Below are 19,494 nucleotides of genomic sequence, written 5' to 3'. Positions count from 1 at the left end.
TCATGGTATTTAAGAATGCACTCATTGGGGGTGACTTAAACCATGGCAGCGGAAATATTTTCCAAGCTTTCTGTATTACTTGCGTTATCAAATGCTCAAGCAGCCGAGGCGTTCAAGCCCATTTTGCTGGCAAACGGCGTAAAAAGCGCCATCTCAACCGAATCTAATAATGATGCCCTTCAACGTCTTGGTGAAGGCGCGTTTAACATGATTGTTGTGGATGAAAACTTTCCAACGCTGGGTGGTTACGACTTCTGTCGGTTCTTAAGACTAACTAATCTTTCAGCGTCAATCTCGCCGATTATTTTTGGTCTATACAACCCGGATCAACAATCTGTCATGAAAGCACGCGATATGGGTGCATCAAAAATTGTCGCAATGCCACTAACAGGCCTAAGCCTAATCACGGCAGTTGCCAGCACGCTGAAAGAGCTTAAGCCGATCGTGCAAAACACAGCTTACAACGGGCCAGACCGCAGGCGCCCAAACACACCGCCCTATCAAAAAACAGACCGTCGAAAAGCAAATGCAAACATGGTTTCCATCGCTCAACAGCGTAAAGTGATATTGGGCATCGTTTGATGCACACTCCAGACTAAACAATGCATACGCTTTCCCCTCGACACTAAAGAGGATCGCTGGTAAAACCCACACCCATGTTTATGAAGGCAATATATAGGGCACTTGAAATGGTACAAACCATTCGCACAGCCATACGAATTACAAGCCCGGCGCTAGCTTAGTAGCCGGGACTGACCTTTATTCAATTACTAATTAATTTTACAGGCAATGCCTTGATGGTAATGCCTGCCCTAACCGAGACGAATTCATATGTCTGTTGATGATCAAAACAAACGCGATTACCGCGATACTATTTTCCTTCCTAAAACCGACTTTCCAATGCGTGCGGGCTTACCGAAACGTGAACCGGACTTTTTAGCTCAGTGGCAAAAACAAGACCTTTATAAAACCTTGCGCAGCGATAGCGCAGGCCAAGAGAAGTTTGTCCTTCATGATGGCCCTCCTTATGCCAACGGCGACATTCACATTGGTCATGCCATGCAAAAGGTGTTGAAAGACATCATTGTTAAATCGCAACAAATGCAAGGCAAAGATGCACCTTATGTTCCAGGTTGGGACTGTCATGGACTGCCAATCGAATGGAAGATCGAGGAAAAGTACCGCAAGAAGAAAAAGAACAAAGACGAAGTTGACCCGATTGAATTCAGGCGTGAGTGCCGCGAGTTTGCAGACCACTGGATTGGTGTACAAAAAGAGCAATTTAAGCGCTTAGGCATTATTGGCGATTGGGATGATCCCTACACGACAATGGCGTTTGATGCTGAAGCCACAATTGTAAAAGAATTGCTAAAATTCTCAATGTCAGGTGCACTTTACCGCGGCTCCAAACCTGTGATGTGGTCACCAGTTGAGAAAACGGCACTTGCTGAGGCCGAAGTTGAATATCATGACCATAAGTCAACGCAGATTGATGTGGCCTTCGCGCCAGTTACAAGCAACTGTGAAGCAATCAACGGTGCCAAAGTCGTTATATGGACAACGACACCGTGGACCATTCCTGCCAACCGGGCAGTATGTTACGGCGTAGACATTGACTATGTTTGTATCGAGGTTACAGAGGTTACAGATGAAGCAAACGCTGCTGTTGGTGACAAACTCGCCGTTGCAGCAGCGTTGCTGGACGCATTCACGGCACGTGCCGGCATCACATCCTATGATCAGTATGCCAGCATCAAAGGGGCTGAGCTGGATGGCACTATCCTCGCACATCCATGGCGCGGACATGCTGACGCCAATGGTGGATACGATTTCGATGTACCAATGCTACCCGGCGACCATGTAACCGTTGAGGCAGGAACTGGCTTTGTTCATACGGCACCCGGGCACGGCGATGATGATTATCAGGTTGGTCACGTAAAATTTGGCATCCCTGTGCCATTCACCGTAAACGAATCTGGTTGTTATTATGATGATGTAGCGCTGGTTGCAGGTCGCCATGTATATAAAGTGGCAGACGAGGTTTGTGAGCTTTTGTCAGGCGTTGACGCTCTAAAAGGCAAAGGCACGCTTACACACAGCTATCCACATAGCTGGCGTTCAAAAGCACCGCTAATTTTCCGAAACACGCCGCAATGGTTTATCTCAATGGAAAAAACCGGTCTGCGCGACACTGCGGTAAAAGCCATTGAAGCAACCAATTGGTATCCCGCCATTTCCAAAAACAGAATTAGCGCCATGGTCTCCGACCGGCCTGATTGGGTTATTTCACGCCAACGTGCGTGGGGTGTGCCTATCACTGTATTTGTGAACAAAGAAACTGGCGCTCTGTTGCAAGATGAAGCCGTAAATGCACGCATCGTAGCTGCCGTTACAGAAGGCGGCGCTGACGCTTGGGTTGGTGTACCAGCTCAGGATTTCCTTGGCGATACATACAATGCTGACGATTTTGAGCAAGTGCACGACATTCTTGATGTCTGGTTTGATAGTGGCTGTACGCATGCCTTTGTAAGCGAAAAACGCCCAGAACTCCAAAGCCCATCTGACCTGTATGTTGAAGGCTCGGACCAGCACCGCGGTTGGTTCCAGTCAAGCCTGTTAGAAAGTTGCGGCACACGCGGTGTTGCACCGTATAAAAACGTGCTGACACACGGGTTCACCATGGATGGTGAAGGGCGGAAAATGTCCAAATCACTAGGCAACACGATTTCCCCGCTAAAAGTTGTTGATCAATATGGTGCAGATATTCTGCGCCTGTGGGTGGTTGCCGTTGATTACATGAGCGACATGCGTATCAGTGATGAAATCATCAAAGGCCAAGCTGATGCCTACCGCAAGATCCGCAACACCATGCGCTTTCTGCTTGGCAACCTCGAAGGCTACACAGCTTCGGAAGCTGTAGATGCGAGTGACATGCCAGAGCTTGAACAGTGGGTGCTGCACAGGCTTCACACACTCGATACATTGATCCGCGACAAAGCAAACACTTTTGATTTCAATCCAGTCTTCCGTGAACTTTACCAGTTCTGCATTATGGATTTATCCGTGTTTTATTTCGACATCCGCAAAGATGCACTTTACTGCGATAACCCGAATGATATCCGTCGCCGTGCTGCCCGTACTGTTCTGGACGCCGTGTTTAACCGGTTGGTACTATGGTTTGCCCCTGTCTTGTCATTCACAACTGAAGAAGTATGGCAGTCTCGCTTTGGTGCGGACAGTCAGAGCGTTCATCGTCAGGTTTGGCCAGAGACACCAGCGGATTGGCAAAATGATGCTTTAGCCACCAAGTGGGCAAAAATTCGCGAAGTGCGCAGCGAAGTAACTTCTGCCATTGAAGTAATGCGCCGGGATAAAGTCATTGGCTCAAGCCTACAGGCAAGTGCCGTCGTTACCGTCGTTGATCAAGACACGCTGGACGCGTTAAGCGATCTGGATGCAGCAGAGATTTTCATAACTTCAACTGCAGAACTTAAGTTGGGCACTGAGACAAATGTAAGTGTAACCGTTGCAGAAGGTGAAAAGTGCGAACGATGCTGGATTGTATTGCCTGAGGTATCTAAAAACGGTGACTTATGTAATCGCTGCACTGACGCGGTTGACGCACACGATAATGCAGCAAGTGCATAATGACTCCTGACGTACAACAACGTTGGTCACCGTTTCTGAAGTATACGCTTACCGCGGTACTGTTACTGATCATTCTTGATCAAGTCAGTAAATGGTGGGTACTGAATATCCTGGACCTTCCCGGTCGTGGCAGCATTCCGGTGCTGCCATTCTTCAGCCTGACCATGGTGTGGAACAAAGGTATCTCGATGGGCCTCTCCATAGGAGAGACCTTAGGCAAATGGGGTATCGTCATACTCACAGGCGGTGTCAGCGCATGGTTATTCGTTTGGCTTACCAAAACGCGCAGTAAGTACGAGGCAATAGGCCTTACACTTATCCTGAGCGGCGCAGTGGGAAATCTGGTCGACCGGTTTGTACACGGTGCCGTTGTAGACTTCATTCACCTGCATGCTTTTAGCTATAATTTCTATGTTTTTAATGTTGCAGACAGCGCGATTACCATCGGTGTTATCATTCTGATGATTGATGGCTTGCGAACAAGCGATAAAAGCCCTAAAAATGCCTCAAAGGTCAGCGATCATGAAACCGATCGCAAAGGAGACGCGTCATGAAGGTTAAACACCTTTCAGTAATTTTATTAGCAGGCATCAGTGTTACAGCGTGCGGCGGCAATGGTAAAAACTCACCAGACGAGTTTGCTGTTGTTAATCGGCCATCTTTGGCTATTCCGCCAGAATCTGCACTTAAGCCGCCACGCCCTGGCGTGCCACGTGCGCAAACAATGGACCCAGGTCGGCGTGCATTTGAAGCGTTGTTCCCAGGTAAAGAATTTAAAACATCTCCGCAAAAAAGCAGTAGTGAGCAAAACCTGCTTGCTCGCGTAGGCAGATCAGAGCCGGACATTCGCTCAAATGTCGGTCAAAAAGATGTAGATGTTGTGAAAAAATCCGTCATTCTCGCTGACATTCTGGATTTAAGCGAGCGTACCTTGCGCCCTGACAACGTGGAAGTTACGCGTGTTAGCTCACAGAGCAGCAACTAAAACAACCTCAAAACTAATTAAAAAAGGCACCCCAATTGAGGTGCCTTTTTCATCCTCGCTAGGTTTGTTTATGTTTCGTTGAACAAAGTCTTGGCGTACAGTTCTTCAAGTTCCATATGCGTCTTCCAAAACGGCCTTGCAGGTACTCCGGCAAGATTATCACACATAATACCAACATGTGCCTGCCATCCCGCTGAGACGCCAATGAGCATATCTCGGTCAAATAATTTACTGTGTGTCAGTGTCAATTTTACTTTGTCACCAATAGCTTCTAGTTCAAACTTGACCTCAGATTCTTCATCTTCGCCCTCTGCCCATGTCATATGCAAAAGTGTCGGCGGCTTAACCGCTATGATATGCCCGTTCATTGTTATCTCTGAGCCACAGGTGTCCTTATACTTTTCGGGCACTTCCTCTTGTTCTTCTGAGAGTATTTCATTATCAAAAATATATTCATAAGAGCCCCCCTCGCGCAGATCCATATTACCCGCAGCGACCCATTTTGCCCGCTTGTCAGATTCGGTAAGATACGCCCATACACGCTCAATTGGCCCCGGTAATATGCGCTCTAGCACAATTGTTCCAGGCGCCGTCAAACGCACAGGCTTTTCCTTCATTGATACCATAATCTTATCCCCCTTTATTTCTGTCCGTATCGTCTTCGGCCTTTAACAGCCCCTCCAGCACATCAAGACGTGCATTCCAGAAACGTTCATAGTCACGCAGCCAATCACTTGCGTACTTCAGTGCATTTGGTGACAAACGACAATGATGTACGCGACCAACAACCTCACGCTCAACAAGGCCTGCAGCTTCTAGTTTTTTAATGTGTTTCGATGCCGCCGCTAGCGACATGTCATAAGGTTCAGCGAGACTGGACACTGTGTGTGCCCCCTCGCCCAGATGCGCCAACATTCCGCGCCGCGTTGCATCTGCAAGCGCCTGAAAAACAGCGTCTAATTGATTTTCACTATATTCAACCATGAGGTTAAGCATATAGGTAAAAACTTAATTGTCAACCATTTGGTTTAATAATTAATTCATACTTAAATTAACACCCTGATACTTCCATGTTTTTAGCAAGCCTGATACGGTGTGTGCATGGATATATCTGACCGACATAATCTGCCGACCAAGGCTGGAATTATACATTTATTGTCTGACCGCACGATCAACCGGATCGCGGCAGGTGAGGTCGTTGAGCGCCCCGCAAGTGCCGTAAAGGAAATCGTTGAGAACGCAATTGATGCAGGGGCCACCCGCATTGATGTTGTTATGCGCGACGGTGGCCGCGAACTCATTCAGGTAAAAGATGATGGTTGCGGCATGACAAAGGATGAACTCGTCCTTGCCGTTGAAAGACATGCCACATCAAAGCTGACCGACGAGGATTTAGTCAACATCGGCTCACTTGGTTTCAGGGGTGAGGCCCTGGCGTCCATTGGTGCAGTGTCGCGTCTGTCTGTAGCCTCACGAGCAGACGGTGCTGATGAAGCTTGGAGTGTCAGTGTTGAAGGTGGCAACAAGTCAGCAGTAAAACCGACAGCCCATGCAGAGGGCACACTCATTGAAGTGCGCGACCTGTTCTATGCTACCCCTGCTCGATTAAAGTTTTTAAAGACAACCCGCACAGAATACGGGCAGGCATCAGACATTATGAAGCGCCTTGCAATGGCGCATCCAATGATTGCCTTTACACTCGGCGATGGTGATCGAACTACATTTCGTGCTCCTGCAGCTGGTGATTTGGTTGGGGATGCTCGCCTTGAGCGGCTCGGTGCCATTTTGGGCCGTGAGTTCCGCGAAAATGCATTAGAGATTGATGCGGAGCGTGAGGGCATGCGCCTTACCGGTTTTGCAGGGTTGCCAACGCTCAACCGCGGCAACGCACAGCAACAGTATTTATTCGTTAATGGCAGACCTGTGAGAGATAAGCTGTTAAACGGTGCTGTGCGCGGCGCTTACCAAGACTATCTTGCGCGGGACAGGCACCCTTCACTCGCGCTGTTTTTAGATGTGCCCGCCGCTTTTGTCGATGTGAACGTGCACCCTGCCAAAGCTGAAGTACGCTTCAAAGATGCGGGTCTTGTACGCGGCATGATCGTTTCTGCGCTCAGGCATGCACTCGCAGATGCCGGCCACCGCGCCTCCACCACTGTAGCAAGTGCAGCGCTTGGTGCCATGCAACCACGCAGTGGCAACACCATGCCGTGGTCGCGCAGCACAGAAGGCCGGCCTACCTTACCGCAGGGCTTTGCAGACATTGCAAACCAGATTTATGCACCAGACGAGCCGCATCCGCAGATGGGCTTTGGTGAAGGCGAACAAATGGGTTTCGAGGCACGCGGCGATATGGCAGCACCCAGTGCCCGCAATGTGGACGAAGCTGTTGCGCCTTTAAATACCGAAGCCGTTAACTATCCGCTTGGCGCAGCACGCGGGCAAGTGCATGCAACATATATTGTCAGCCAAACCACTGATGGATTGGTGATTGTTGATCAGCACGCAGCCCATGAACGCCTCGTTTATGAACGCATGAAGAAGCAAATTGCCGCCACAGGTGTAGCGCGCCAAGCTTTACTGTTGCCTGAGGTCGTTGAACTTGAAGAAAGCCCAGCCGCACGGTTGATTGCACGCACTGAAGAGCTTGCATCTCTTGGGCTTATTGTTGAGCCATTCGGTGAAGGTGCAGTTATGGTACGCGAAGTACCTGCCATGCTGGGCAAAGTGGATATCAAAGGGCTGGTAAGAGACCTAGCGGATGAGCTGACCGAACTGGACGAGGCGCTTTCGCTTAAAGAAAAGCTTGAGGAAGTATGCGGCACCATGGCGTGCCACGGCAGTGTGCGCGCGGGCCGAATTTTAACCGTAGACGAGATGAACGCATTACTGCGAGAAATGGAAGCTACACCGCACTCAGGGCAATGCAACCACGGCAGACCCACATATGTGGAGTTGAAACTTTCAGATATTGAGCGCCTGTTCGGTCGGCGTTAATACATTCAGAATTTACTGTAAATCAAGCGAGATAATCTCAACGGAGCCTTGAAAAGTAGCTGTTTTAATCTCGTCCAGCCCTTCGATGTTGACCGTATTGATTTGCTCAGGCCATAGGTCGCGCAAGGCGCCGTGTTGAATGCTCAGATTTTCAACATCACCTGGGTTGGTCACGTCCTGATATATCCAGAAAAAAGAACGCTCAATTTCAAAGCCAACCATTTCCAGCTCTAAAGCTTTATCTTCGCTTATTGCAATACCGAACCGGTCAGCAACATACCGTGCGAAGATAGCCTGTGTTTCTTTTGAGCTGATTATGTCAGCTTCACCGCCAAATATTTCACGCACGGCATGCTCTGCATCATGCAGCAGAAAACGATGCGCCACTTCGATGTTACCATTGCGCGGATTAAACAGCACTTTGGTAATGGCGGCTTTCTGCTGATGAGCAATGACGGGCGCCCATAAGGCCCCCGTCAGAATAGCTAGTACAAGACTGATAATACGAAAACGCATTAAAGAAATTAGTCCTTCTTATCGTCAGCTGTTTTCAGCTTTGTCTTAATGTCTTGCATAATATCGCGACCAACCAGACTTGTTGATTGAGCAGCTTTATATGCTTCAACACGTGAAGGAATAATGCGGCGCGGATAATAGTTGTTTTCAATATCCACATCAGCCGTTTCCCACATTGGGTCAACAACGATTTGCGTAATTTCCTTATCTGTTACAATCATCTTGCTGACCGCATCAGCAGTACGCCGCCAGATTTCTGCAGGAATATCCATACGCTCAGTTGAACCATCCGCGTACGTGATACCCAGAATGATAGGCATCACAAGACCGCCTTTATTAGAGAAGTCCAAAATATAGTAATTCTTGTCTTCTTCTACTGCACGCTCAAACGCCCGGCGTTCCCAAGGCTTAAGCCCTTTCAGGAACGATTGATACTTGTTGCGTTCTTTGTTGGTTACAGTGAAGCGGTCATTTTCATCATAAAAGTCAGTGACGTCAGGATTACGCTCAATCCACAAGTCTTTGCCTTCAGCCTTGTTACGTTGAACAAATAGTGACTCAGGTTTCGCGTTTTCTTCATCACGGCGACGCGCATAATCAATGTCTGGGTCTTTAGTATCCATACGCAACTTTGATACAGCATCAAGCGAGATATCTACGTGGTCTGTAGAATAGAACCAACCGCGCCAGAACCAATCCAGATCAACACCAGACGCCTCTTCCATTGTGCGGAAGAAGTCCGCAGGCGTTGGGCGTTTGAACATCCAGCGCTGTGAATATTCCTTGAACGCAAAATCAAACAGTTCACGCCCCAGAATTGTTTCACGCAGGATATTAAGCGCAGCGGCAGGCTTGGTGTAAGCGTTAGGGCCAAGTCTCCAAACACTGTCAGAATGTGTCATGATAGGTGTCTGGTTTTGAGACTTCATATAGTCCGTGATATCGCGAGGCTCTACACCCCAAGGAATAGTGGGGTCCCACTCACGACCAGCAACACCGTCAAGGTAACTATTCAGCCCCTCGTCCATCCATGTCCAGTGGCGCTCGTCAGAGTTCACAATCATTGGGAAATAGTTGTGCCCAACTTCATGGATAACAACACCGATCAGAAAACGTTTTTCGGCCTGTGTGTATGTGCGGCTTCCATCGTCCTGCAAGGTTGTGCGCGGACCATTGAAGGTGATCATTGGATATTCCATACCACCCACAGGGCCATTTACAGATTGTGAAACCGGATATGGGTAATCAAATGAGAAGCGTGAGTATACTTCCATGGTATGGATAACAGCTTCTGTTGAATATTTAGCCCACAAATCGCCGCCTTCTTTCGAAAAGAAGGACATCGCCATCACAAAATCCTGTACGTCACCGCCTTGCTTGTAGCCTTTGGCATCCCACATAAATTTACGAGATGAAGCCCACGCGAAATCACGCACGTCTTCAGCTTTAAACCGCCAGGTTTTCTGATCAGTAGTGCCTTCTTTTTCGTTCTCAAGTGCTTCTTCAGCCGTCACGACAAACACAGGGCGTTCCGCAGTTTCAGCTGCTTTCAAACGGCGGCGTTGTTCTGATGTTAGAACATCGTTTGGATTTTGCAGTACACCGGTTGAAGACACGATGTGATCGGCTGGAACCGTCATCTCAACTTCATAGTCACCAAACTCAAGCGTGAATTCACCACGACCAAGAAACTCCTTGTTCGTCCATGCTTCATAGTCTGTATAAGCGTGCAAACGTGGGAACCACTGCGCCAGCAAGAAGATATCATTTCCGCCTTCGCGTGCATCGTCAGGGAAGTGCTCGTAACCACTACGTGCTGAAACGGCATCTTCTTCAACAATGTTGAAAGCAAAATCAACCGAGAAGTTGGTAGTTGCACCCGGCTTAAGTGGCTGTGCCAAATCAACGCGCATGTTTGTGCCAACGATAATGTGGTTCAGATCATTACCGCGTGTGCCTTTAACAGCAGTGATGTCATAACCCAGCGGCACATCAGCCAGAAATTGCTGACGGCGCAACTCACCAAGGCTCAATTTAGCAGGCTTGTTACCGCTTGCCGCCTGCGTCCCCGGACCACGACGACCAATACCCGCAAACGCGTTACTACGATTGGCCATTGAGTTCTTGTTAAATGCATTCTGATCGAGCTGCAGCCACAAGAATTTTAGCGTATCAGGCGAGTTATTTGTGTAACTAATGTCTTCAGAAGCAACAATCCGGCGCGCATCTTCATCAAGGCGTGCCTTGATTTTATAATCAACGCTTTGTTGCCAGTATTGATGACCCGGCTCACCACCAGCATTACGGTAAACGTTGGCAGTTGGCAGCGCTTCATCAAGCTGCCTGAATTTGTCTTCAAATGTACCCTTTGTCTGCTTAACAGGATCGGCAGAAACAACGTTCGTGCCAAATGTGCAAACAGCAACCAAGATGATAAATAGATTTTTCATCACCGAATCCCCACTCCAATTACAGTCGGCAAATATACACTACAGCGTATACCTGCATGTCAGTCAGCCAAGCCTAATAGTCCCAAAAACAAGGTCTGACATTAAAGATCGCATCAAAGCGGCAAAAGCCGCCAAGCGCAAGCGATAAACGCGCAATAATTTGTGATATTTCATAATATACAGGGAGAAATCCCAGATTCTAACTTTATGGCAACACGCCAGAGTGACCATTTGACAATGACACGAAAACGTGAATAAACGAGGTGAGATTGTATTTATGCACGTATGGGGGAATAAGTGCCTGTTATTAAAAGTCAAAGCGGTGAAATCGTTAATCCGTTAAGTGAGGATATCACTGATCCACGCATTACTGCCTTCTTTGGTGATTTGAATACCGAATTTTGGGCACTCGATACAATAACGTACGGCACAGTTTCTGACGTACTCACACCATTTGTTATTGGAACCTTTCTTGATGCTAACGGAACGGTGTTTACGCCGTTCGCATTTGAAGAATCACATATTGCCCAAGCCGGTGACATCCTTAACAAAATTGCGCGCTACATCGACCTAAGTTTTGAAAGAGCTGAAGGTGATGATTTACCTTTACTTGCATTGTCACTTACCGATGCTGATTTTGCAGGAGCAGGCTCGGCAACATTTCCGCGTATCGGCACTTCCATCATAGATGGTGAAACCTTTAACTACGGCGCTTCATTAACAATATTTTATGATGAGCAATTCGCCCAACCACAGTTTGATGCTGGCTATTACAAGGTTCTGATGCACGAAATTGGGCATACTCTGGGGCTTGGTCACCCTCACTCAGGTTTTGGCGATTCGTTTGTAAGCGGCCTACCTGCAGACTTTGCCGGTCACGACATGACCATAATGTCTCAAGGTTACACACAGGATTTCTCAAGTCGATTTGAAGGTTATTATCTCGCTCATAATGTCACCAATTGGCTGTTAACAGACATTATCGCCTTGCAAGCTATATACGGCGTTGATCAAACGGTTACTGTCGGTAACAACAAATACACATATACAGAAGGCGAGACATACTACGAAGTACTGTGGGACACATCGGGCGTTGACGAGATTGTCATCGATAGCACACAAAATACGCAAATCGACCTCAGTAAGGAAGGCTGGATCAATGTCGGGTCTTCCGTTGAGTATTTAAGCCGAAATGATGCGCCGTCATTAACCGTCAACGAAACAGTTTATTTGATGGACGGTGTTGTGATTGAAAAGCTTACCGGTGGCAGTGGTAACGATAATTTCACAGGCAATGATGTTGCAAACACCTTAATAGGCAACGCTGGTAATGACCAATTAACCGGCAACGGTGGCAATGATATACTGCGCGGCGGTGCAGGGCGTGACGTGCTATCCGGTGGTGCAGGCAATGATGCGCTGTGGGCTGGCACAGGTGATACATCAGATGACGTTATGAACGGCGGCACCGGTAAAGACATTATCGGTGGCGGCGCAGGCAATGACAGCCTTATTGGTGGCACTGGTAGCGACACCATCTTTGGCGGTAGTGGTGATGATATAATCTGGTCTGCTAACAGTGGCAGCATGTCAGATGGACAAGGCGATCTGGCATGGGCTGGTAGCGGTAATGATGAAGTTAACGGTAGTGCTGGCGCTGATCAACTTGGTGGCGGTGTCGGAGATGATACCATTAACGGCGGCGACGGTGCCGATAAAATATACGGCGGTGTGGGTGACGCTGGCGCGGCAGGCTTAAACGACTCGATTTCTGGTGGCAGTGGTAATGACACAGTCTTTGGTGGTGATGGCAATGACATAATCGTTGGCGGCGCTGACGATGATTTGCTGTTCAACGGGTCAGGCAATGACACAGTCGACGGCGGCGACGGTGCAGATACTCTTTGGGGTGGCGGCGGCGATGATTTGCTAACTGGCGGAAGCGGCGCAGACACATTCACTTTCACCAACGGGAACGGTGCAGACACTGTTACTGACTTTGATATTCAAGAAGACATTCTTGATCTTAACGAACTAAACCTCAGTGGTTTGTCCGACATTACAGCCATCGCCAGCGATACGACAGAAGGCTTACTACTAAGCTTTGACGCAAATTTCAGTATTCTCATTAACAATGCATCAGTAAGCGATTTGGAAAATATTCAGATAATTTTCTAGAAACGCTCAATAATAAAGAGAGGCAGCATATAGCCGCCTCTCTTGGTCTTTCTCAGCTACTATATTTACTTATCGTGATAATCAACGGGACGATTATCATTACGGTAAATATCCGGATTATCCCAAGGGCGCGCGCCAAACGGCTTATTATTCGGCCATACTTCATCCAGTGTATCGGCGTCTCTCATGATGCCGCCCTGCATGACATGTTCTATATCCAAGGTATTACGAATGTTATCGAGCGGATTAGAATTCAACACAACAATATCAGCAAGCTTACCAACCTCAAGCGTGCCAATATCATCCAATGCACCAAGGAAATATGCACCATGGCGTGTCGCCACTTCAAGTGCGCCGTGCGCGCCCATCGCACTGGCCACCATCCATGTCTCCCAGTGAGCACCAATGCCATGTTGCTGTCCGTGTGAACCGATAGCGCCAAACCCGCCCTCAGCAATTACATCAGCCAAGCCCTGTGCTATAAGTGGGAAACCATAGTCTGTATCAGGGCGTTTAATAGCGCGCCGTGTGTTTGGAACAAGCTGGCGCCAAGGCAACCATTTCTGCTGCTTTTTATCTTGCCACACATTGCTTGCACCCCAGAAATATTCTTCGTTCCAAGCGGCCGGACCACCCACAGCAAATGTTGGTGAATAAACCGCCCCTGCCTGCCCAAAGAACTTTGCTGCATCACTGTATAATGGCTGGTAACTCATCGGATGTTCAAAACCGGTCTGGCCATCCATAATCATGCCAAGGTTAGCAGCAAGATCACCTCCTTCAGAAGTAACCATCAAACCTTCATTACGAGCAATATCGCTTACCCACTGCCGTTGGTCACGGCGAGGTTGCAAATACTGTTTGGCAGAAACCGCGCCCCATGATTTGAGGCGACGAACATTATCTTCAGCAACTGTGTAGCTGGTCAGCAAGTTTTCTCGTGCACCATCACGGTTATAAAGAGGTCCCCCTGAAGAATAAGTGCGCGGACCAATAACCTTGCCTGCATCGATTAACTCAGCGGTTGGAAACACATTCTGTACTGCCACCGCGTTATCAAGTGCTGTTGTAACACCGTATGCAGTATAAATTGCCGTTTCATAGCCTCTCGCCGGGATCATGCCGCGGTAATCCCTAAAGTGGTGTGCATGCATATCAACCATGCCAGGCATAAGGGTCTTGCCTGTTGCATCAATCACTTGATCCGCCCCCGCTGTGTCACAAGCACCAACGCAAGTGATGCGGCTACCAGACACAACTATAGAGGCGCCTTCCAGTATTTCCTTTCCTCGCATGGTCAGGATACGCGCATTAGTGAAGGCTATCGAACCTGCTGGAATACGCTTTTCAACTGTCAGGGAAACATTGGTCTCAGCTGCATTTCCACTAGCAACATCATAGGCATAATAAGTAGCCGCTGAACCATACTCAAGCGTACCACTATCTCTCCAGTTGGGATACAAGCCACCCGTTTTTGATAACTGCTTTACAGGTAAAGTAGCACGGTCAGCATACTTGTTGATCCTAACCGACTTTGCACGCGACTGATTATATGGCAGAGGCGAGACATAGACATTGTCTCCCTCGAGAAAAGCCACATGACGACCATTGGGAGCAATCACCGCTTCATCAGCGAAATCAAAACTGGCATGAACACGCGGCGGATCGATTGTTGGGGTCGCTGGCACAGAAACCAACTGCGAGTATGCTGGTGGGCCATCACCGCCAGCAGCCTGTTCACTGTTATGCTGATCAGAACTATGCAGATCATCTTCTTCAGCAAAAATACCCCCACCGGCACCATCAGCACCTTGAAGGAAGAAAATCCTGCCATCAGGTCCCCAGGTCGGACGCGGTAACTGTGTCCGCCCACGACCGAAGTTCCCGCTATAATCCACACGGCCAACGGTTGTTTCATCTCCGCCGTTTGCGTTCATTCGCACAACATCCCAATAGGAATTATGGGTCATTTCGCGGCCACGCGCTGTTGCGTTTGAACCTTTTGCTACTACCAGCGCTTTACCGTCTACGCTCCAGTCCGGGTTGATGTATTCACCGGCATCGCTAGTGATTTTCTTAGGCCTGCCACCAGATGACCGTACAGTCCAGACCTGACCACGCTCAATGTCATCCCATGAAGTAAACGCAATAGTGCGCCCATCAGGCGACCATGCTGGCGCAAATTCAAACGGCGCAAAACTGTCTGCCGTCAAACGTTGCGGCATACCATTTGGCAGGTCTTGCACCCATATTTTACCGACAGCTTGAAACGCAAGTTTCGAACCATCAGGTGATGCCACTGTCCATCTCAGAAATTTCGATTCAAATGGATCATCTGTAATACGAAACCCTTTATAGGCCTGTCCGGAAATCGTACGATCCACTTTTGCAGAAAATGGAATTGTCGCCACTTCACCACTTGCAACATCAACACGGCGGAACTGTCCACCCTGCGAGATAACAATAGATTTTCCATCTGGAGCAAAGCTATAGCCCGGCATAATACGCAAGGTTTTCATGCCTTCAGTCATGTCTTGCTCAACAGGGTCCATCAACAGGCGCTCTGCACCCGTTTCAAGATTTCTAACCCAGAGCGCTGAACGCGGCCCAAATTTATGGCCTTTATAGGAAATAGTACCGTCTGGAATACGACGGACAAATGCTACAAGCTTTCCATCTGGAGAAAGCTCTGGCGCACCAGCACCACCGCTTGAGAAACGTGATTGCTGCTGGTTTGTGCCATGGCTGATGGCATCGACATCGCCCGTTTGCAAGTTCAAGCGGCTGATTTGAATTTCACCCGCAAGGAAGTTCCATTGCCCCCATGTAGTGCCAGAGCTTGTCCGTTTATGGAAATAAAGGAAATCACCATCAGCTGATGCTGATGGCCAAGCAGCGCCTGTTTCCTCGCGACCGATCAATTTGATACCTTTGCCACCATCCTTGTGAAACATCCAGATGCCAGCATCAGGTGTAGATCCACGCTTAGGCAAGCCGCGCTTGCGCGCATATATGTAACTCCCATCAGCACTCCATTTCGGTGTTAGGAAGCGCGCATTTAAATCTTTGGAGACCTGACGTGGATTTTTCCCGTCAGCATCCATCACCCATAAATTGTCTTGCCCTGCACGATCAGAAATAAAAGCGATAGACTTACCATCGGGGGAATAGCTGGGATGATAATTAACCGCGACGCCACTATTTTGAGTTAGGCTTTCCGCTTCACCACCTTCAATTGGCATACGGTACACGTGTGCCAGCAAATCAAAAACAACCCACTCTCCATCAGGAGACACATCAAGCGACATGAAAGTGCCTTCTTCAGTTGTGAAGGAAATTTGCCGCGTTTCACCGCGAGCTAACGTCGTATCCCATTTTTCACTGGTTTGTCCGCCGTCTTCCGCGTTAACAACCGACGTTAACGCATGCACTGTAAACAGTAAGCAGGCAGAGCCTATCAGATTATGAAGTTGCTTCATTTCAATGACCTCGCTTTCAATTTTTTGGTCGGCGAAGTACTGAAAACTAAAATCTTCCCCAAACATTCCCCATCAAACTATATCGTCAGAATTCCACAGGAACAAGGGTCGTCATAATCCTTAATCTTTGTAAGACATTGATTTATATAATGATTGCCTCTTCAGATATTTCATATCGCCTAATATTTAGTAATTTCGTCAATGTCTTTAGACGTTCCGTCTATAGCTGAAATAGGCAATTTTAGGCACAATCAGCCCTAGATTCTTGACGTCATTCAGTTCGCGGGAGAGGACGACCAATGAACGACACACCGGAAAAAGCAAAGCATTATAACTGGGATAAAGTACCACTGGAAACATTGAACAGTGATATTGATCGCCGCCTTATTACCGGCACCAATATGATGATCGCTCACGTCTACATCAAAAAAGGCGGCATTGTTCCGATGCATTCACACCATAATGAGCAACTGACTTATATCATTAGCGGTGCATTACGTTTCCTGCTCGGTGAAGATCAAGATGAAGAAGTAATTGTAAGGGCCGGTGAGGTACTTACTATACCGCCGTTCCTGCCACACAGTGCAGAAGCATTGGAAGATACATTAGATGTGGATGTGTTTAACCCTCCACGAGAAGACTGGCTTGACGGTTCTGACGCCTACATTAGAACCGGCGTTTCTCAATGAACAATATGACCATTTCTTCGAACACAAACGTCACAGCGCTATTGAAAGAATACGCGCTTCCCTCGCCACTGGGGTTTGGCCGCGAGCTTGCGCCGATCATGTACAGGGCTGACTATATGGATGGTGCCTGGAAGCAAGGTCAACTCATCCCCTTTGGCGAGGTTGGAATTAACCCTGCAGCAACATGTGTGCAATTTGGGCAACAATGCTTTGAAGGCATGAAAGCTTATAAAGTCGCTCAAAGTAGCCCAGCATTATTCAGGCCTGAAATGAATTTTGCACGCCTCAGAAAGTCTGCTGCAAGGCTATGTATGCCAGCACCGCTATCTGGTATTTTTGTCGACGCTGTTAAACAGCTAACCCGTACACTCGAACCATTTATACCGAGCGAAAGCGGGCAATCGCTGTATTTGCGTCCGACATTACTGGGCCTTGATCCTACTTTCGCAGTTAAGGGATCAGAGAGATATTGCTTCTTGCTGATAGCAAGCCCCTCTGACGCATACTACACTGCCCCCATCAAAGTTATGGTCGAACGTGAGCATTCCCGTGCCGCCAAAGGGGGAACGGGTTCTGAAAAGGTAGGCGGCAATTATGCTGGATCGCTGCAAGCAACAGAGCGCAGTATCGCGGCCGGGTTTGATCAACCAATCTGGCTTGATGCGGCAACGAGTAAAAATATTGAAGAACTGTCAGGTATGAACTTCATGGCTGTCATCAATGGCGCACTACACACGCCAGCTCTTAGTGGCACAATTCTTTCAGGTGTTACGCGCTCGTCCTTGTTTGAAATTGCACGCAGCATAGGCATGGATGTGGTCGAACGCACAATGCCAATCGATGAATTACTCACCGACATAAGAACCGGCGCGTGCACGGAATTGTTTGCTTGCGGCACTGCAGCCATTATTAGCCCTATCTCGGAAATTGGTGACACAGAAACACGACAAGCTTTGCCAGACGTTGACAATGTGGCGCGGCAACTAAAAACAATACTTTTAGACATTCAGGAAGGCCGCGGTGAAGATACATTCGATTGGATGGCGGATACCAGAGATACAGACACTTTAATCAAGCGTTTGAATGGAGCACCTGCTTAACTTGCTAGCTATTGAGCAATGTCCCCATAACGAAAACAGTATCAGTAAGGCGAACATTTTCATGATCCCACAAAAGACTGCATATTTCTTGAATTCGTTCATTAGGTCCGTCGGCTATTTCAACCAGCAAATCGGCATCCCCACTAACGCGGTAACAGTGGCGCACTTCTGCAAAACCATGCAGCAATGTGACAACACTTTCCGGCTTTAGCCGTTCATGCAGATAAACCGTAACCATAGCACCTATGCGATTATCGGACTGATCACTACGAACAGTTGTGTAGCCAAGGATGACGCCGCTTTCTTCCAGTTTTTGCACGCGTGCCTGTACCGCTGTACGCGACCGATTAATGCGCTTGGCAATCTCGCTCAGCGGTGTGCGGGCATTCTGCTTCAGAATAGCCAGAATTTTTTCATCAAGCGCATCAAGTCTGGGCATCACGACCATCTTAAATATTATCGTTTCTCATCAGTTCCACACATACTACACCATTGTGAGAGCGCTGTTCAATATCACTCGTTTAATACATACTAATTATTCAAACACCCCTGCATAAGGATAAAACCATGGATCTTAAAATAGCTGGAAAATCAGCCATTGTTTGCGCATCAAGCCGCGGCCTTGGAAAGGCATGTGCCAAAGCTCTCGTGACTGAAGGTGTAAATGTATGGATTACGGCACGTACAGAGGAAGCTCTGGTGGAAACACACAACGAACTTGCAGCCATCGGAGGCGGAAAAGTACACAGCGTAGTTGGAGACGTAACAACAGAGGCCGGACGTGATGCATTGCTGAGCGCGTGCCCAAACCCGGATATTCTAGTGAATAACGCAGGGGGCCCACCAGCAGGGAATTTTCGCGATTGGGGTCAAAAAGAATGGTTCGATGCGGTTAATGCCAACATGTTTAGTGCCATTGATATGATCAAGCGTACGCTTGATGGCATGTGCGAACGCAAATTCGGTCGGATCATTAACATCACCAGCGTTGCGGTGAAATTTTCGCAGGCTGAACTTGGCCTATCTAACGGCGCACGTGCAGGCCTCACAGGCTTTATTGCAGGCATCGCACGTGAACCAGCGCAGCACAATGTTACTATCAACAATATGCTGCCAGGTTTTATCGATACAGACCGCATGCGGTCTATCGTGAAAACGAAAGCGGATGGTGCAAACGCGGAGCTAGATAGTTTTTCAGAAACATTTTTCCAAAAAATTCCAGCAAAACGCCCAGGCGATCCAGACGAGTTTGGTGCGACGTGTGCATTCATTTGCAGTGAGCAAGCAGCATATATGACAGCACAAAATATCTTGATAGACGGCGGTATGTACCCCGGTACGTTCTAAAGCATTCATCACAGACAATAATAACCTCAATCCATTCTCTTTTGGGCAATCGAGAACAGGCTGGGGTATTGCAAAGACACCCGTAACAAAGCGGATTTAGGAGAA

Annotated in this window: 15 protein-coding genes; 9 read left to right on the top strand and 6 right to left on the bottom strand. The window is 48.2% G+C overall.

Features of this window, described 5'->3' with window-relative positions:
• Positions 1-42: 42 nt before the first annotated feature.
• From OEU88_RS05910 to OEU88_RS05895, 4 genes are all read left to right on the top strand, one after another.
• Positions 43-582 (top strand): response regulator, encoded by a 540-nt coding sequence (locus OEU88_RS05910; RefSeq protein ID WP_262694205.1) that lies wholly within the window; start codon positions 43-45, stop codon positions 580-582.
• Between the two features lie 249 nt (positions 583-831).
• On the top strand, positions 832-3,648 hold the full coding sequence (gene ileS / locus OEU88_RS05905; RefSeq protein WP_262694204.1) for an isoleucine--tRNA ligase: 2,817 nt from the start codon (positions 832-834) through the stop codon (positions 3,646-3,648).
• Positions 3,648-4,202, top strand: coding sequence for a signal peptidase II (gene lspA, locus OEU88_RS05900; RefSeq protein WP_262694203.1), 555 nt, complete (start codon positions 3,648-3,650; stop codon positions 4,200-4,202). Before ileS ends, lspA begins: the two co-directional genes overlap by 1 nt.
• Positions 4,199-4,633 (top strand): DUF3035 domain-containing protein, encoded by a 435-nt coding sequence (locus tag OEU88_RS05895; RefSeq protein WP_262694202.1) that lies wholly within the window; start codon positions 4,199-4,201, stop codon positions 4,631-4,633. Before lspA ends, OEU88_RS05895 begins: the two co-directional genes overlap by 4 nt.
• A 68-nt stretch (positions 4,634-4,701) precedes the next feature.
• On the opposite strand, the gene OEU88_RS05890 is transcribed toward OEU88_RS05895, so the two are convergent.
• Together OEU88_RS05890 and OEU88_RS05885 are read right to left on the bottom strand one after the other, a co-directional pair.
• Positions 4,702-5,259, bottom strand: coding sequence for an SRPBCC family protein (locus OEU88_RS05890; RefSeq protein ID WP_262694201.1), 558 nt, complete (start codon positions 5,257-5,259; stop codon positions 4,702-4,704).
• A gap of 4 nt (positions 5,260-5,263) precedes the next feature.
• Positions 5,264-5,617 carry an ArsR/SmtB family transcription factor gene (locus OEU88_RS05885; RefSeq protein ID WP_262694200.1) on the bottom strand — a complete coding sequence of 118 codons (354 nt, stop codon included), beginning with the start codon at positions 5,615-5,617 and terminating at the stop codon, positions 5,264-5,266.
• A gap of 117 nt (positions 5,618-5,734) precedes the next feature.
• On the opposite strand from OEU88_RS05885, the gene mutL reads away from it, so the two are divergent.
• Positions 5,735-7,630 (top strand): DNA mismatch repair endonuclease MutL, encoded by a 1,896-nt coding sequence (gene mutL / locus OEU88_RS05880; RefSeq protein WP_262694199.1) that lies wholly within the window; start codon positions 5,735-5,737, stop codon positions 7,628-7,630.
• A gap of 12 nt (positions 7,631-7,642) precedes the next feature.
• Here mutL and OEU88_RS05875 read toward each other — a convergent pair whose 3' ends face one another.
• Both OEU88_RS05875 and OEU88_RS05870 read right to left on the bottom strand, forming a co-directional pair.
• Positions 7,643-8,146 carry a DUF6702 family protein gene (locus OEU88_RS05875; RefSeq protein WP_262694198.1) on the bottom strand — a complete coding sequence of 168 codons (504 nt, stop codon included), beginning with the start codon at positions 8,144-8,146 and terminating at the stop codon, positions 7,643-7,645.
• Between the two features lie 8 nt (positions 8,147-8,154).
• Positions 8,155-10,596, bottom strand: coding sequence for a M1 family metallopeptidase (locus OEU88_RS05870; RefSeq protein ID WP_262694197.1), 2,442 nt, complete (start codon positions 10,594-10,596; stop codon positions 8,155-8,157).
• 297 nt (positions 10,597-10,893) lie between these two features.
• Here OEU88_RS05870 and OEU88_RS05865 point away from each other — a divergent pair, with 297 nt between their 5' ends.
• Entirely contained in the window at positions 10,894-12,774 is a 1,881-nt protein-coding gene (locus OEU88_RS05865; protein ID WP_262694196.1) for a hypothetical protein, read from the top strand.
• Positions 12,775-12,839: 65 nt separating this feature from the next.
• Here the strand turns inward: OEU88_RS05865 and OEU88_RS05860 are convergent, their stop codons facing one another.
• Entirely contained in the window at positions 12,840-16,253 is a 3,414-nt protein-coding gene (locus OEU88_RS05860; RefSeq protein WP_262694195.1) for an amidohydrolase family protein, read from the bottom strand.
• A gap of 299 nt (positions 16,254-16,552) precedes the next feature.
• On the opposite strand from OEU88_RS05860, the gene OEU88_RS05855 reads away from it, so the two are divergent.
• Both OEU88_RS05855 and OEU88_RS05850 read left to right on the top strand, forming a co-directional pair.
• Positions 16,553-16,942, top strand: a complete 390-nt coding sequence (locus tag OEU88_RS05855; RefSeq protein WP_262694194.1) for a cupin domain-containing protein — start codon at positions 16,553-16,555, stop codon at positions 16,940-16,942.
• A complete protein-coding gene (locus OEU88_RS05850) occupies positions 16,939-18,042 on the top strand; it encodes a branched-chain amino acid aminotransferase (RefSeq protein ID WP_262694193.1) in 1,104 nt (367 codons plus the stop codon). The genes OEU88_RS05855 and OEU88_RS05850 overlap by 4 nt, the downstream gene beginning before the upstream one ends.
• A gap of 4 nt (positions 18,043-18,046) precedes the next feature.
• Here the strand turns inward: OEU88_RS05850 and OEU88_RS05845 are convergent, their stop codons facing one another.
• Positions 18,047-18,481 carry an Lrp/AsnC family transcriptional regulator gene (locus tag OEU88_RS05845; RefSeq protein ID WP_262694192.1) on the bottom strand — a complete coding sequence of 145 codons (435 nt, stop codon included), beginning with the start codon at positions 18,479-18,481 and terminating at the stop codon, positions 18,047-18,049.
• A 128-nt stretch (positions 18,482-18,609) separates the two neighbouring features.
• Between OEU88_RS05845 and OEU88_RS05840 the strand changes: the two genes are divergently transcribed.
• Positions 18,610-19,389, top strand: coding sequence for an SDR family oxidoreductase (locus tag OEU88_RS05840; protein ID WP_262694191.1), 780 nt, complete (start codon positions 18,610-18,612; stop codon positions 19,387-19,389).
• Positions 19,390-19,494 lie beyond the last annotated feature (105 nt).

Source organism: Kordiimonas aquimaris (assembly GCF_025574485.1).
Lineage (GTDB): Bacteria > Pseudomonadota > Alphaproteobacteria > Sphingomonadales > Kordiimonadaceae > Kordiimonas > Kordiimonas aquimaris.
The sequence above is the reverse complement of the archived record's forward strand: the minus strand, read 5'-3'. Positions and strand labels throughout refer to the sequence as shown.

What these genes read in the sequence shown, in the direction of transcription:
- OEU88_RS05845 (WP_262694192.1), bottom strand. Translation starts at nt 18,481, where the DNA reads ATGCCCAGACTTGATGCGCTTGATGAAAAAATTCTGGCTATTCTGAAG.
- OEU88_RS05850 (WP_262694193.1), top strand. Translation starts at nt 16,939, where the DNA reads ATGAACAATATGACCATTTCTTCGAACACAAACGTCACAGCGCTATTG.
- OEU88_RS05885 (WP_262694200.1), bottom strand. Translation starts at nt 5,617, where the DNA reads ATGGTTGAATATAGTGAAAATCAATTAGACGCTGTTTTTCAGGCGCTT.
- OEU88_RS05875 (WP_262694198.1), bottom strand. Translation starts at nt 8,146, where the DNA reads ATGCGTTTTCGTATTATCAGTCTTGTACTAGCTATTCTGACGGGGGCC.
- ileS (WP_262694204.1), top strand. Translation starts at nt 832, where the DNA reads ATGTCTGTTGATGATCAAAACAAACGCGATTACCGCGATACTATTTTC.
- OEU88_RS05870 (WP_262694197.1), bottom strand. Translation starts at nt 10,596, where the DNA reads ATGAAAAATCTATTTATCATCTTGGTTGCTGTTTGCACATTTGGCACG.
- OEU88_RS05860 (WP_262694195.1), bottom strand. Translation starts at nt 16,253, where the DNA reads ATGAAGCAACTTCATAATCTGATAGGCTCTGCCTGCTTACTGTTTACA.
- OEU88_RS05840 (WP_262694191.1), top strand. Translation starts at nt 18,610, where the DNA reads ATGGATCTTAAAATAGCTGGAAAATCAGCCATTGTTTGCGCATCAAGC.
- mutL (WP_262694199.1), top strand. Translation starts at nt 5,735, where the DNA reads ATGGATATATCTGACCGACATAATCTGCCGACCAAGGCTGGAATTATA.
- OEU88_RS05895 (WP_262694202.1), top strand. Translation starts at nt 4,199, where the DNA reads ATGAAGGTTAAACACCTTTCAGTAATTTTATTAGCAGGCATCAGTGTT.
- OEU88_RS05910 (WP_262694205.1), top strand. Translation starts at nt 43, where the DNA reads ATGGCAGCGGAAATATTTTCCAAGCTTTCTGTATTACTTGCGTTATCA.
- lspA (WP_262694203.1), top strand. Translation starts at nt 3,648, where the DNA reads ATGACTCCTGACGTACAACAACGTTGGTCACCGTTTCTGAAGTATACG.
- OEU88_RS05855 (WP_262694194.1), top strand. Translation starts at nt 16,553, where the DNA reads ATGAACGACACACCGGAAAAAGCAAAGCATTATAACTGGGATAAAGTA.
- OEU88_RS05890 (WP_262694201.1), bottom strand. Translation starts at nt 5,259, where the DNA reads ATGGTATCAATGAAGGAAAAGCCTGTGCGTTTGACGGCGCCTGGAACA.